Below are 13,602 nucleotides of genomic sequence, written 5' to 3'. Positions count from 1 at the left end.
ACTAATTCATCCTTTTTAACATATGGCGTATTCTTGCTTCAAGTTCAAGCAGTTTAAACGGCTTTGTCATATAGTCATCTGCACCGAGCTCAAGCGCGCGGGCAATATCGTTTTCGCTTTTTCTTGCCGTTAACATAATGACTTTGTATCTTGATGAATCTTTTTCGCTTCGCAACTGCTGCAACACTTCAAGCCCATCCATTTTTGGCATGACTCCGTCTAAAATGACGAGGCACGGTTCTGTTCCGCGATGCCAATCGGACGCAATAAACTGCTCTCCGTCTTTAAATGCGCGTAAATCGAGCGTCACTTTTTCTTTCGTAAACATTTTTTGCACGACGTCCGCCACAATGGCGCGCACAATCGCATCATCATCGACAATCGCTACTTTCACGGTGCGGCGATATGATGCTTCTTGTTGTTTTGCAAGCACGACGCAGTTTCTTCCTGTATTTTTCGCCTCGTACAACGCAGAATCAGCCAACTCAATCCAATGGCCGATCGGCTTTGTTGGATCATTCACTTCAACAATTCCCGTTGAAAATGTGCACGAAAACGTCACATCGCCACTTTGAAACGTCATCCGTTCAAACTGTTCGCGCAGACGATCAAACACAAGAAACGCCTCTGTCGCTTCCGTCGCCGGCAATAACACGACAAACTCTTCTCCGCCAAAACGAATGACAACATCGCGCGCGCGGACGTTCGTTTTTAAAAATTGCGCAAATTGTTTTAAAACGACGTCCCCCATTAAATGTCCGTATTGGTCGTTGACTCGTTTAAAATGGTCAATATCGAGCACCGCTAAACAAAACGGTTCGTGCGTACGATGCCAATCGCTCTTTAATTGTTCATATGCTTGTTTTATATATTTCCGGTTGTAGACGTGCGTCAATTCATCTAAAAGAAGCAGTTCGTCAATGAGTTGTTTTCTTTGAAGCTGTCGGCGAATGCGCACGATAAATTCATCGATCGCAAACGGTTTTGGAATAAAATCGTCCGCGCCCATTTCATAGCTTTTCATGCGCGTTTCTTTTCGATCATCAATGCTCACCATAATCATCGGGACGAACTGTTGTTTTAATTTTTGTTTTAAAAACGTTAATACTTCAAATCCTGTTTTTTTCCCCATATGAATGTCGATGACGACGCAATCCGGACGAACGTCGTAAAACGAAGCGACCGCTTTGATCGGATCGGCAATCGCGACAACGTACCATCCGCTTTGTTCGAGATGCTCTTTCACATACATTAAAAACGATGGATCGTCATCAATTAGCAAAATGGTCGGTTCGTCTCCCTTTTTCGTTCCTTGTTCCCGTTGTGTGACGTCTCCAATTTGTTGTTCATAACAAAGTTGAAAAAGCGGGGCGAGCCGCTCTTTCACATCTGTCGCTTTCCACGTTTTTTCTTCATCTTCGCCCCATTGTTCCATTAACTGGCGCGCATAATTTCCGATATCGTTCATGCCAATCATCGCGGCTGTACCAGCGATGGAATGAAGCAAGCGATAGACGTCTTGATGAGCAATTTCATCTACCGTTTCCCATTCTTCTAACCGTTTGCGAATATTTTTTAAAAAATGTTGGCGATATTTTTCATAGCGATCCATAGCAATCCCCTACTACAAAATGTGTTGATCAATCATTTGCACAAGTTCGGCAATTTCTGGCTTGCTTACTTGTGCTGTCGCTCCAACGCGCTCCCCTTTATGACGAAGATCATCTGTAATTAAAGAAGAGAAAATGATGACTGGCAAATGTTTTAATGTTTCATCTTCACGAATGCGTTTCGTTAAATGATGGCCGTCCATTTGCGGCATTTCAATGTCGGTAATGACTAATTGCACTTCGCTTTCAACCGGCTTTCCTTTTTGAACGATCGATTGTAAATAGTTTAACGCATCTTCCCCATTTTCAAAAAACTCGACGTATACGTATCCGGCTTCTGCAAGCGTATCGTGTAAAAGTTTGCGCAGCAACGGTGAGTCTTCTGCAACGATCAGCTTTTTATTCGACCGCTCACGCTTGCCAAGCTTTTTCACACGCTCGACGTGAATGCCCGATTGCGGGTTAATATCGACGACGATTTTTTCAAAGTCAAGCAACAAAATCATATTGCCGTTTAATTTCACAACGCCGATAATTTGGCCTTCCAATCCTTGATACATTTGCGATGGTTTTTCAATTTGCTTCCATGATATGCGATGAATTTGTGTAACGTTATGGACGTGAAACACAACTTTTTGTTGATTAAACTCCGCAACAATATATTTATCTTGCGCTGGGTTATTTGACGGTCCAAAGCCAAGCGCTTTCGCTAAATCAATAAGCGGAAGCACTTCACCGCGCAATTCAATAATTCCTTCAATGTATGGATGTGCATGCGGCACTTTTGTCGGTGCGATCGGATGAATAATTTCTTTTACTTTAATAACGTTGATCGCAAATCGGTTTTCACCAATTAAAAATTCGACAATTTCTAGTTCATTCGTCCCGCTTTCTAATAAAATTCCATGTTTATTTTCCATAACACAGCCTCCATTACGACATCATTTACCGTTATTTTATCATACTTCTTATCGCGGACGAAAAATATTTTTAATATAAATAGTCGCTTATTTTTCGGTTTGCCACGTTCGTATCGATCGCGCAACGGTCGGCATCGCGGCCATATTGCCACATCCAAACGTTCGCGCGGCAATTCGGGACGTTCGGGCGATACGTTGGCGCTTTTGTTGCTGGCGTCGTCCCTGGACGCGGGTATGAGCTCCATATAATCGTTTGTTGGGCGATGCGTTCATCATTTTTCACCGCTTCACAATAAGCTTCACCAAACGCCCCTTTCGTCGGATTAGCGTATATGCCTGGGCGATATCCGCTCGGATAAAACGTATCGACCCATGCTTGAATCCATGCGTCATCTACTTGAAATTCATCTTCAATGTTCGCAAAAATGACTTTATTTTTCGGGATGCCTAATCTGCGCGCGTGAAAAATCGCATTGCGCGCCGCCGTTCTCCCTTTTTCGTATTGCGTCGCCTCACGAAACGCATTGTAAATCGGTGCGATTTTTATGCCGCGCCCACGAATAAACGCGATTTCTTCTTTCGTCAAGCCGTCCGATACGTTTGGAACGGTCGTCACATACCTTCCCCAAAATTGCGGAAAACCGTATTCTTTTCTTACACACGAAAGCAACGTTTCCGTCACTTTTGCCGCTGAATCGACGCCCCACATGTCCATTCCCTCCTTTTCATGTTTCTTTCCATATATATGCGAATGATACATGTCTAAACAAAACTTTCATCTTTTAAAATATTACTTTATTCCTAGGTAAAAATCACTATAATAAAAGTAGAAGATGATGACGGGGGATTCATGATGAAAAGAGAGAGACAAAAAAAGCAAACGAGAATATTACTCCAACAAACCGCCCTTCAATTATTTCAAAAACAAGGATATGAGCAAACGACCGTTTTGCAAATTACGAATGAAGCTGGCGTAGCGAAAGGAACGTTTTTTAATTATTTTCGTACGAAAGAAGAAGTGTTACATAGCGTATTTTTCTCACACATAGAGCGAATATGTGAAAAAATGATGAACGATAACAACGACTGGCGTCAAAAAATCGATCGCGTCTTTTACGAGTTGGCGACGATGCACGAACAGCTCGGACGGGAAGTAGCAAAAGCGGTGCTCCATATTTATACCGGAAAAACGAAAGAGGGGCATTGTCTCGCTCCATTGCACGACGTATTGACACGTTTATTCGAGGAAGGGAAACGAAGCGGTCACGTGCGGGCGAAACAATCCGCTGCAGCACTGGCACATATTGCGATGCAATTGTACGTCGGCGCACTACATTTATGGATGTTTTCATATGTGACCGAATCGCTCGCTACGTTTATGACAAACGCATGGAACATGTTTGCGCATTACATAGAAAAAGAAGGGGACTAATCCCCTTCGTACAATGGCAATGTAATGGTGACCGTCGTTCCTTCATTCAGCCGGCTTTCGTACGCCATCGTTCCTCCCATTTGGCGAATAAGCCGAGAGGCAATCATGCTTCCAAGACCGGTTCCTTTCGATTTTGTCGTATAGTACGGCAAACCGATATTTTTCAGTTCATCTTCGGTCATTCCTTTTCCTGTATCGCGAATCGTGATGATGACTTTTTTTTCTTTTTCATCGGCCGTTTTATGAATTGTCACGCCCCCACCGTATTCAATCGCTTCCATCCCGTTTTTCATCACGTTTAATAACGCTTGTTTTAAATAATGCGCATCGCCATACACGTTGCTTTTTCCTTCCGTATAAAGATGGAGCGACACATTCGTCATCGTACCGAGCGGACTTAATAAATGGACAGATGTATGTAAAATGTCATCGACGTTCACTTTTTGCAGTTGAAAGGATGCTGGTTTAGCGAGCGTTAAATATTCGCTAATAATTTTATTCGTTCGGTCTAATTCTTCTAAAATGATCGGGGCAAACTTTTTTACGTTTTCATCGGTCGTATCTTTACTTAAAAATTGGACGAAGCCCCGCACCGTCGTGAGCGGATTGCGAATTTCATGGGCAAATGAAGCCGCCATTTCGCTTACCGTTGCTAGTTTATCAAGGTAAATCATATCGTCAAACTGCTCGTTAAATTGAATGAGCCGCTCGATGACGTAAATAAGCGCTAAAAACATGGCGATAAAAAAGGAGAAGTAAACGACATAAAATCGCCAAGGAAGCGGTGGAACGGCGTATATAATCGTTGCGACATATAAAATGAGATAAATGAAAACGATCATCATCCCATATAACATTTTTCTTTTGACGTTAAAAAAAGACGAGCGAAACAATATGCCGACAACATATGCAAATACGGAAACGGTCGCTCCCGCATAAGCGAACGGGCCGCCAATGATGAACCGTGCAATAACAACGGTGAACGTACATAACAGCCCGGCCATTTTTCCGATATATAATGTCGTCACTAAAATGACGATCATGCGAAAGTCGAAGTTCGTTTTCGCTAACGGCTGAATCGGATACATCATACATAACAAAGCCGTAAACGATGCGACAACCCCATACATTATTTTTTGTTTCCAAGTGAGCATCATTTTCCGGCGAAACGGAAAAAATAAGTTGGCATTGAAAATGAGCGAAAATAAAATCGTAATATTGACAACGAGCGGTTTCATGACAGCGCTAAACATGTAGTTCCTCCATCACAGTTGTTCCATCTGTATTGTAGCATAAGAAAGAAAAGGGATGCATTCGTTGTTATTTTCAGAAAAAACAAACATGTTGACATCTTTATGAACATCATAGACGTGGACAAGCGAAGCGCGTTACAATGTTTGTGAAGAAAAACACGAAAAGAGAAGGTGTCAAAATGAAAGGGTTAGCCATTCTTTTTGAAGAAAATCATACGGTCACGATTTTAGAAGATGTAGAAAAAGAGCAACTGGAAGAAGTCGTGGACGAAGAAACAGAAGCGGTTCTTTGGCATGATGAAGAAATCGACTGGGACTACGGTTATTAAAGCTGGCATTCGTCAGCTTTTATTTTTTTGTTTTTATTTTTCTAAATTTTATTTACAATTTACAAAAAACTCTTTATAATGTAGAAAAGGAGAAGAATATTCTTCTCTCTAAGGGGGAATGAAACATGTTTGAAAAGTACAATGATATGGCACTCGTATCTCAACCGTATGATCTCACAGATTACAAACAAGCCGCACAATTGGTCATCGAACAGGCGTTATTTCGCTACGAAAGAGATCGGCTCATGCGCGATATTGACAAGGCGCTTGAGCAACGGGATGAAGCGTTGTTTCTAACCCTCGCGCAACAATACAACGAGCTTCGAGAACGCTATCGTCATTTGGAGGATATGGCATGATCGACTGTGAAACGACAGAACAGCACATAAGGTGAACGTTTGACGCAAAAACGCATTGCGAAACGTTCACCTTTTATTGTTTAATAGAAAGAAAATGAAGAAAGGTGAAAACGATGATGCTTCCGATCAATGAGCGTGTGCAACATATCCAGTTATCTGGCATTCGCCAATTTTTTAATCTCGTAGCACAAGAAAAAGATATTATTTCGTTAACGATTGGGCAACCTGATTTTCCGACACCTGAACATATTAAAGAAGCGACAAAGCGGGCGCTTGATGAACAATTTACTTCTTATACGCATAATGCGGGATACTTGCCTTTACGGGAAGCGGCTTGCCGTTTTGTTGAAACGAAATATGGGCTGCGCTATACAACCGATGAAGTCATCGTCACCGTCGGAGCAAGCCAAGCGCTTGATATTGCGTTTCGCACGATTTTAACAGAGGGCTCAGAAGTCATTCTCCCTGCCCCAATTTACCCAGGGTATGAGCCGATTATTCGTTTATGTGGCGCTACACCTGTATATGTCGATACGCGCCAAACAAATTTTAAACTGTTAGCTGAACAAATCGAGCCGTTTATGACTGAGCGGACGCGCTGCATCGTGCTTCCATATCCGTCCAATCCGACAGGAATGACGTTATCGGGCGATGAGCTGAAACAAATCGCTGAACTTGTGAAAGACAAACCGATTTGGGTCATTTCGGATGAAATTTATAGTGAGCTTGTGTTTGCAGGGGCGCATACGTCAATTGCGACATGGCTTCCTGATCAAACGATCGTCATTAACGGCGTCAGCAAATCGCATGCGATGACCGGATTTCGCATCGGTCTTTTATTTGCGCGGCAATGGGTCATTGAACATATATTAAAAGTGCATCAATATAACGTTTCATGCGCGACGTCCATTTCGCAAAAAGCAGCGCTAGAAGCGTTAACGGCCGGAATAAACGATGCACACGATATGAAGCAACAATATGCTGAACGAATGGAATATGTGTACGACCGCCTTTGTGCCATGGGCTTTCACGTACAAAAGCCGAACGGAGCGTTTTACATTTTTCCGTCGATCGCAACGTTTCATCACTCCTCATTTGAGTTCGCCCTAAAGCTTGCGAAAGAAGCAAAAGTAGCGGTCGTGCCGGGAAGTGCGTTTTCTACATACGGCGAAGGATATATTCGCTTGTCATACGCTTGTTCGATCGATGCGTTACAAAAAGGTCTCGATCGCATCGAGTCATATATAAAAAAAGGTGCTCGCTAAAAGCACCTTTTTACCATTCTTTGTACCATTTATACAACGCCTGCGTCCCGCTCTGTCCTTCTCCGCGTTCAGCGAGCGATTCATACAACTGTTTCGCAAGCTTTAACCCCGGAAGCGACAAGCCGAGCGTTTCCGCTTCCGCAAGCGCAATGCCCATGTCTTTAATGAAATGTTTGACATAAAAACCGGGAGCGAAATCGCCCGCAAGCATTCTTGGGGCTAAGTTGGAAAGCGACCAGCTGGATGCTGCACCTTGTGAAATGCTGCGCAACACTCGTTCCGGATCTAATCCTGCTTTTTCCGCATACACGAGCGCTTCACATACGCCGATCATATTTGTCGCGATCGCAATTTGATTGCACATTTTCGTATGTTGTCCCGCCCCTGCTTCTCCTTGCCAAACGATATTTTTTCCTAAATGAGAAAGAAGCGGCATGCATGCCGAAAACGCCTCTTTATCGCCGCCAACCATAATCGACAACGTGCCGTCGCGCGCGCCAATATCTCCCCCCGATACAGGGGCATCAAGGGCAAATATTCCTTTTTCTTTCGCTGCCTCATAAATGCGTACCGCAAGCGATGGCTTAGACGTCGTAAAGTCAATGACATACGTCCCGCGTTTCGCATTTGCCAGAATGCCGTCATCACCAAAGTATACGTGCTCAACATCGTGCGGCTCGCCGACCATCGTCATGACGACGTCTGCCGCTTTAGCGACGTCTTTCACCGCATCTTTCCATACTGCCCCTTCCGCCAATATATCTTCCGCTTTTTCTTTCGTGCGCGTATATACGACGAGCGAATAACGTGCCCGAAGCAAATGTCGCACCATGCTTTTTCCCATCACACCAAGCCCAATAAAACCGATCGTTTGCATATGTTTCACCTCAATTCAAATCGCTTTCACCATGCCGCCATCAACTAAAAGCGATTGTCCGGTCATGTACGTATTTTCATCTGATAATAAAAAGGCGACGACGTTCGCAAATTCTTCTGGCGTACCGTAACGTCCGAGCGGAATCGTCGCTTTCATGCGCGCTTCTAGTTCTTCTTTTCGAATGCCGAGTTTTTTTGCGTTTTGTTCATCTAAATAGGCGACACGTTCCGTCGCAATGCGCCCTGGAGCAACCGTATTAATTAAAATGCCATACGGGGCAAGCTCTTGCGCGAGCGTTTTCGTCAAGCCAACGATGCCGAGGCGAAACGTATTGGAGAGAAGCAGTCCCGGAATCGGCTCTTTAATGGACGATGAGGCGATATTTACAATTTTCCCTTTCGTTTTTTTCAAATGCGGTAACGCTGCGCGAATGAGACGGACGTAGCTTAACACATTTAGCTCAAACGCCCGTTGCCAATCATCGTCCGTTAACGTCGCAAACGTCCCTGTCGGCGGACCTCCAGAGTTGTTAACTAACAAATGAATGTCACCAAACGTTTCTGCCGTCTTTTCTACTAACTGCTCGATCATTTCGCGATTCGTCACGTCTGTCACCGTATATGCCGCTTTCCCTTTCCCGAGCGCGTTTAACTGTTCGGCGACTTCGTGCAATTTTCTCTCATCGCGGCTAGCGAGCATGACATGGATGCCTTGCGAAACGAGTTTTGTCGCAATCGCTTTACCGAGCCCTTGGCTCGATGCAGCAACAATCGCTGTTTTCATTGTATCCCCTCCTCTCACGATATACTATTCGCTAACGACGACGCGATTCCTTCCCCCTCGCTTCGCTTCATATAGCGCCTCGTCCGCTCGCTTCACCATTTGCTCTTTCGTCATTCCTTGTTCGTATTCGCACACGCCAAAGCTGCATGTAATATGCCCGACTTTCGGAAAATGAACCGTTTCCACTAAATGACGCAACGATTCCGCTAAACGAACAGCTCCTGTTCGCGATGTTGCAGGGGCTAAAATAATAAACTCTTCCCCACCCCAACGCGCCAAAATGTCACAATCGCGCAAACGGTTCGAAATGGCTTCACACATGCGCACTAATACCGCATCACCAACGTCATGTCCGTACGTATCGTTCACTTTTTTAAAATGATCAATGTCAAATAAAATGATGGAAAATGTATGTTTGTATCGCTTCGCGCGCTGAATTTCACGCGTAAAAAACTCATCAAATTTTAGCCGATTGAACGTTTTGGTGAGCGGGTCTTTCGTCGCTAAAAACTCGTTTCGCTTGCTTTCTTCTTCGAGTGCGGTAATGTCGGTAAAAACGACTAAGTACGACTCCGATTCATCTGGAAACGACGTCGCTTTCACTAAAAAGACGCGCTCTTCCCCTTGTTTACACATCAGTTTTACTTTTAAAAACGGAATGGTGCGGTCAATAAGCGGGCGAATCCAATGCTTTTCCCCTTTCATATAAAAATAGCCGGGTTCATGAAGAAAATAATCGCATACGCGCGCCCGGCCGGCACGAAGTTTTTCCGTTTGTTCTTGCCCGAAAAAACGTTGAAACGACAAATTGCAATCTAACAATCGTTCATCGTTTAAAATGCATATTAAATTTTCTTGAAAGTCGATAATGGTGCGCGTATATTGTTTTTGTTTTTCAAGCTCAAGCTCGAGCTGACGCTGATAAATGGAATGTTGCAACGATTGCAAAAATTTTTCATGGTCAATTGGCTTTAAAATAAAATGGTTTACCCCGTATTCGATGGCGCGAATGAAAAAATCGTTATCGTCATAGGCAGTCGTAATAATAATTTGCACATGCTCATCCATCGCCCGAATGTGGCGAATGAGCTCTAATCCATTCAAGAAAGGCATTTTAATATCTGTAATGACGATGTCAGGTCGAAACGTCATAAATAGTTCGAGCGCTTCTTGACCGTTTTTCGCCACTTTTACATCGCGGATGCGCCGTTTTAATAAACGCGTTAGCATATCGCGCGCGCCTGGCTCATCTTCAACATATAATACTTTAATATCTGTTTGTACCGCAATCATCATCCTCTTCCCCTTTCATATCGCGGCATGCGAATCGTAAACGTCGCCCCTTTTTTTGATGATGAAACGAATAAATCACCGTTCATTTTTGTGACAATCATTTTTGACATATATAGTCCGAGCCCTGTTCCGTCTTTTTTCGTCGTCACATACGGCTCAAACATATGCTCTTGTATCGTTTCATCAATGCCGCCTGCATTATCTTTCACTTGAATGTAAATAAACGAGTCGTCCGCATATGTACGCACGCAAATCATTCGTCGTGCAATATCGCGCGCAATAAATTGTTCACATGCATTCGTCAACAAATTAATGAGCACTTGGCTCATTTCGTTCGGGAATCCGTACATATGCGCGCGCGTGCGATTTTCGACGTGCAAGTGAACATCATAATGATCTAAACTTGCAGAAATAATTTTTAACGCTTGGCGAATCGCTTGAATCGGTCGAAAATATGTCGCTTCTTTATCCGGTTTAAAAAAGTTGCGAAAGTCGTTAATCGTGCGCGACATATGTTGAATTTGGGTCAAACATTTTTGAATGGACGTGCGCAAATACGATTCGTCTAACTCCCCGTACACATATGCTTCTTGTATATCTTGCAAAAGCAAGCCGAGCACGTTTAACGGTTGGCGCCATTGATGAGCGATGTTTCTTAACATTTCTCCCATCGTCGCATAGCGCGATTGCTCGATGAGCATAAAATCTTTTTCGCGGTTTTTGCGCACTTCTTCTTCTACTTTTCGCTGCAACGTCGCATTCATTTGTTCCATTTCTTGTTTCATTCGTTGCAGTTCATTTAACGTTTGTTCCCGTTTCATTGACTCGCCAATCGTGCGGGCGATCGCCAAAAAAATGGCTCGTTCATGAGCGGGAAACGTCCTTTTTCGTTCGCAATCGACGACGCTTAAAAATCCCCACCGTTCATCGTGAATAAAAATGGGAGCGATCATAAACGATTGAATGTCCCATTCTTCAAAAATGGTGCGCACATCACCTTCTAATTCATCTGTATGCCCGACGAACACATTTCCGTCATACAAATGCGCAAAACAATGGGCATGTTCTGTCGCAAGCACGATGTCATCACGCATGAGAGGACGTGAAGAGGGTGTTTGTATATGATGAATGCGTTGTAACGTATACGTTTGGGCGGTTGTATGTAAACGAAAAATGGCCACGCGCGTCACATGGAGCGCAATGCGCAAACTTTCTAACGCCGCCATAAGCGACTGATCCATACCCCTCTCCTCCAAAAAACAAATATAGGTCTTTTCTCCTAAATTTATCGTAATTCTCATGTAAAAAAAAATCAAGGAAAAAACTTGTTACAAACATATAAAAAAAGCTAGGCATCATACCTAGCTTTATACGTGAAAACGATGGATGAGTTGTTGCAATGAGCGGCTCATATCGTTTAGCCGTTCTGCTGCTTCCGTCACCGTGCTTAACGCTTTTAATTGTTCTTCTGAGGAAGCGGATACTTCTTCAGCTGATGCCGCCGATTGTTCGGAAATGGCCGCTAAGTTTTGAAGCGCAGCGACGATTTGTTCTTTATTTTCGTTGACGTCGTGAATTTGCGTAAAAATATGTTCAATGGCTGACGTTAATTGTTCCATCATCGTTGCAATATGCATAAACGATTCCGCCGTTTCATTCACCGCTGCTTGTTGTTGATCGTTCATTTGTTTCGTATGGTCAACCGCTTCGGTTGCAAGAGAAGCTTGTTGTTGAATGGACGTAATCGTTTGACGAATTTGTTCTGTCGCTTGCGCCGATTGTTCCGCGAGCTTCCGCACTTCTTCAGCAACGACCGCAAATCCTTTTCCATGCTCTCCTGCTCTTGCTGCTTCAATCGAAGCGTTTAATGCTAAAAGGTTCGTTTGAGCAGAAATGTCTGTAATCGTTTGAATAATGGCGCCAATTTGTTTCATTTTTTCTCCTAGATCGGCGATCACCGTTTCAACAGAGCGCAATTCGTTTTGCGACTCCGTCGATTTTGCTTGCAACACATTTAGTTTTTCAATGCCCATATAGCTTGCTTCTTTCGTTTCATCAGAAAGTTGTTTCACTCGTTCAGCCGATTGCGTCACCGCACCCATTTTTTCAGATAAGTCGTTCATGCGGTCGTTCATCGCATCTAAATTGCTCGCTTGTTCGGATACGCCTTTTGCGATATCAGTTACCGCCGTCGTCACTTGTTCACTCGTTGCCATCGTTTCTTCGGAGACGGCGCTTAAATGGTCTGCTGCGCTGCCGAGTTGTGCAACTGAGCGATCGACTTCGCCAATAAGCGAGCGCATATGGGATACCATGTCGTTAAAGTGGCTTGTGAGTTGGGCAATTTCGTCGTTTCCTTTCGGTTCGACGCGCACCGTTAAATCGCCTGTCGCCACTTGTTGCACGCGCTCATTGAGCTGAATAATCGGTTTGACGATCGAACGCGAGACGGCATAAATAAGAAGCGAGGCAACAGCCGTTGCGACAGCAACAACCGTCCATGACGTTTTTCCGATAGTTGTTAACGTCGCTAATAAATCTTTTTCTTTATATACGACACCCACTTTCCAATTCAACTTTGGAATCGTATGGAAATATAATAACCGTTTTTCGCCGTCTTGCTCATATTCGTACGCACCGTTTTCTTTCGCAAACATTGTTTTGACGACCGGATGGTCAGACATATCTTTTCCTTTAAACTGTGGATGAACGATCGCCAATTTATTTTGGTCAAACAAGACAGGATAGCCGTTGTAGCCGACGCGGAACTGTTCAACCGTTTCGGCTAACGTATTTAACGATATATCTAAGCCGATGACGCCAATGACTTGTCCGTTTTCAACAATCGCTTTGGCGATCGTGACGATATAATCGTTTGTCACCGCATCAACGTACGACTCCGTCCAAATGACTTTGTCAGGTGAAGCGACAGCGGCTTTATACCATGGGCGCGTCGTTGGGTCAAAATCTGGCGGCAACTCAACAGATGGTGTCGTATACATGTTGCCGTTTGCTGTACCGATGTAAGCTAATTGTACTTTTTGATGAATGCTTAAAAATGTTGCGAATTGTTGATCGATATCTTGCCAATGTTTTTCATCTTCCGTTTTTGTAAACATTTTAAAGACCGTCGTTTCGCTAAATTGCTTTAACGCATCTTCTTGGCTGTCAAAGCTATGCTCGATATCGTCAACAAGCCCTGTCACAAGCGACTCCGCACGCAATTTTGCATCTTTTTTCATAACAGACGCCATTTGTACGTAGTTGACCGTTTGCGAGGCAACGAGTGCAATGACTAACAATAATGCCATTAAACCAGTTAGTTTCCATGTTAATGAACGAAACAAAGTAGTCCCCCCTAGTTGTGTCGAGCATTGTCGAAAAATTAATAAAGTTGTAGTTTCATTATAAGAGGTTTACGATATGATGTCTATGACCGTTTTGTACTGATTTTTTTTCCATAAAAAAAGAACCGAAGCAA

General features: G+C 43.7%; 13 protein-coding genes. 4 read left to right on the top strand and 9 right to left on the bottom strand.

The annotated features are described in order from the left end of the window. Nucleotide 1: 1 nt before the first annotated feature. The 3 genes from ACPF7I_RS04565 to ACPF7I_RS04555 form a co-directional block, all read right to left on the bottom strand. Nucleotides 2-1,612, bottom strand: coding sequence for a diguanylate cyclase (locus ACPF7I_RS04565; protein WP_430744541.1), 1,611 nt, complete (start codon nucleotides 1,610-1,612; stop codon nucleotides 2-4). 12 nt (nucleotides 1,613-1,624) lie between these two features. Continuing rightward, on the bottom strand, nucleotides 1,625-2,530 hold the full coding sequence (locus ACPF7I_RS04560) for a chemotaxis protein (protein WP_430744542.1): 906 nt from the start codon (nucleotides 2,528-2,530) through the stop codon (nucleotides 1,625-1,627). Between the two features lie 70 nt (nucleotides 2,531-2,600). After that, nucleotides 2,601-3,239 (bottom strand): glycoside hydrolase domain-containing protein, encoded by a 639-nt coding sequence (locus tag ACPF7I_RS04555; RefSeq protein WP_430744543.1) that lies wholly within the window; start codon nucleotides 3,237-3,239, stop codon nucleotides 2,601-2,603. Between the two features lie 141 nt (nucleotides 3,240-3,380). Between ACPF7I_RS04555 and ACPF7I_RS04550 the strand changes: the two genes are divergently transcribed. Continuing rightward, on the top strand, nucleotides 3,381-3,962 hold the full coding sequence (locus ACPF7I_RS04550) for a TetR/AcrR family transcriptional regulator (RefSeq protein ID WP_430744544.1): 582 nt from the start codon (nucleotides 3,381-3,383) through the stop codon (nucleotides 3,960-3,962). On the opposite strand, the gene ACPF7I_RS04545 is transcribed toward ACPF7I_RS04550, so the two are convergent. After that, the gene (locus ACPF7I_RS04545; protein ID WP_430744546.1) at nucleotides 3,959-5,215 is read right to left on the bottom strand and encodes an ATP-binding protein; all 1,257 of its coding nucleotides are present in this window, start codon (nucleotides 5,213-5,215) and stop codon (nucleotides 3,959-3,961) included. The genes ACPF7I_RS04550 and ACPF7I_RS04545 overlap by 4 nt on opposite strands. 179 nt (nucleotides 5,216-5,394) lie before the next feature. Between ACPF7I_RS04545 and ACPF7I_RS04540 the strand changes: the two genes are divergently transcribed. The 3 genes from ACPF7I_RS04540 to ACPF7I_RS04530 all read left to right on the top strand — a co-directional run bounded on the left by ACPF7I_RS04540 (nucleotide 5,395) and on the right by ACPF7I_RS04530 (nucleotide 7,168). Beyond that, a complete protein-coding gene (locus tag ACPF7I_RS04540) occupies nucleotides 5,395-5,544 on the top strand; it encodes a hypothetical protein (protein WP_162829821.1) in 150 nt (49 codons plus the stop codon). A gap of 125 nt (nucleotides 5,545-5,669) precedes the next feature. Beyond that, nucleotides 5,670-5,903 (top strand): IDEAL domain-containing protein, encoded by a 234-nt coding sequence (locus ACPF7I_RS04535; RefSeq protein ID WP_430744547.1) that lies wholly within the window; start codon nucleotides 5,670-5,672, stop codon nucleotides 5,901-5,903. 113 nt (nucleotides 5,904-6,016) lie between these two features. After that, nucleotides 6,017-7,168: an aminotransferase A gene (locus tag ACPF7I_RS04530; RefSeq protein ID WP_430744549.1), complete on the top strand. Its 1,152-nt coding sequence runs from the start codon at nucleotides 6,017-6,019 to the stop codon at nucleotides 7,166-7,168. Between the two features lie 10 nt (nucleotides 7,169-7,178). Here ACPF7I_RS04530 and ACPF7I_RS04525 read toward each other — a convergent pair whose 3' ends face one another. The 5 genes from ACPF7I_RS04525 to ACPF7I_RS04505 all read right to left on the bottom strand — a co-directional run bounded on the left by ACPF7I_RS04525 (nucleotide 7,179) and on the right by ACPF7I_RS04505 (nucleotide 13,468). Then, the gene (locus ACPF7I_RS04525) at nucleotides 7,179-8,045 is read right to left on the bottom strand and encodes an NAD(P)-dependent oxidoreductase (protein ID WP_430744551.1); all 867 of its coding nucleotides are present in this window, start codon (nucleotides 8,043-8,045) and stop codon (nucleotides 7,179-7,181) included. 15 nt (nucleotides 8,046-8,060) lie between these two features. Next, on the bottom strand, nucleotides 8,061-8,828 hold the full coding sequence (locus tag ACPF7I_RS04520) for an SDR family oxidoreductase (RefSeq protein ID WP_430744553.1): 768 nt from the start codon (nucleotides 8,826-8,828) through the stop codon (nucleotides 8,061-8,063). A 24-nt stretch (nucleotides 8,829-8,852) separates the two neighbouring features. Beyond that, nucleotides 8,853-10,124, bottom strand: a complete 1,272-nt coding sequence (locus ACPF7I_RS04515) for a diguanylate cyclase (protein ID WP_430744555.1) — start codon at nucleotides 10,122-10,124, stop codon at nucleotides 8,853-8,855. Next, on the bottom strand, nucleotides 10,121-11,362 hold the full coding sequence (locus ACPF7I_RS04510) for an ATP-binding protein (protein ID WP_430744557.1): 1,242 nt from the start codon (nucleotides 11,360-11,362) through the stop codon (nucleotides 10,121-10,123). Before ACPF7I_RS04510 ends, ACPF7I_RS04515 begins: the two co-directional genes overlap by 4 nt. Nucleotides 11,363-11,488: 126 nt before the next feature. After that, nucleotides 11,489-13,468 (bottom strand): methyl-accepting chemotaxis protein, encoded by a 1,980-nt coding sequence (locus ACPF7I_RS04505; protein ID WP_430744559.1) that lies wholly within the window; start codon nucleotides 13,466-13,468, stop codon nucleotides 11,489-11,491. Nucleotides 13,469-13,602 lie beyond the last annotated feature (134 nt).

Source organism: Anoxybacillus dikiliensis (genome assembly GCF_050613275.1).
In the GTDB taxonomy this organism is placed as follows: Bacteria; Bacillota; Bacilli; order Bacillales; family Anoxybacillaceae; genus Anoxybacillus.
Note: the sequence above shows the minus strand (reverse complement) of the source record. Positions and strands in the feature narration are given on the sequence as shown.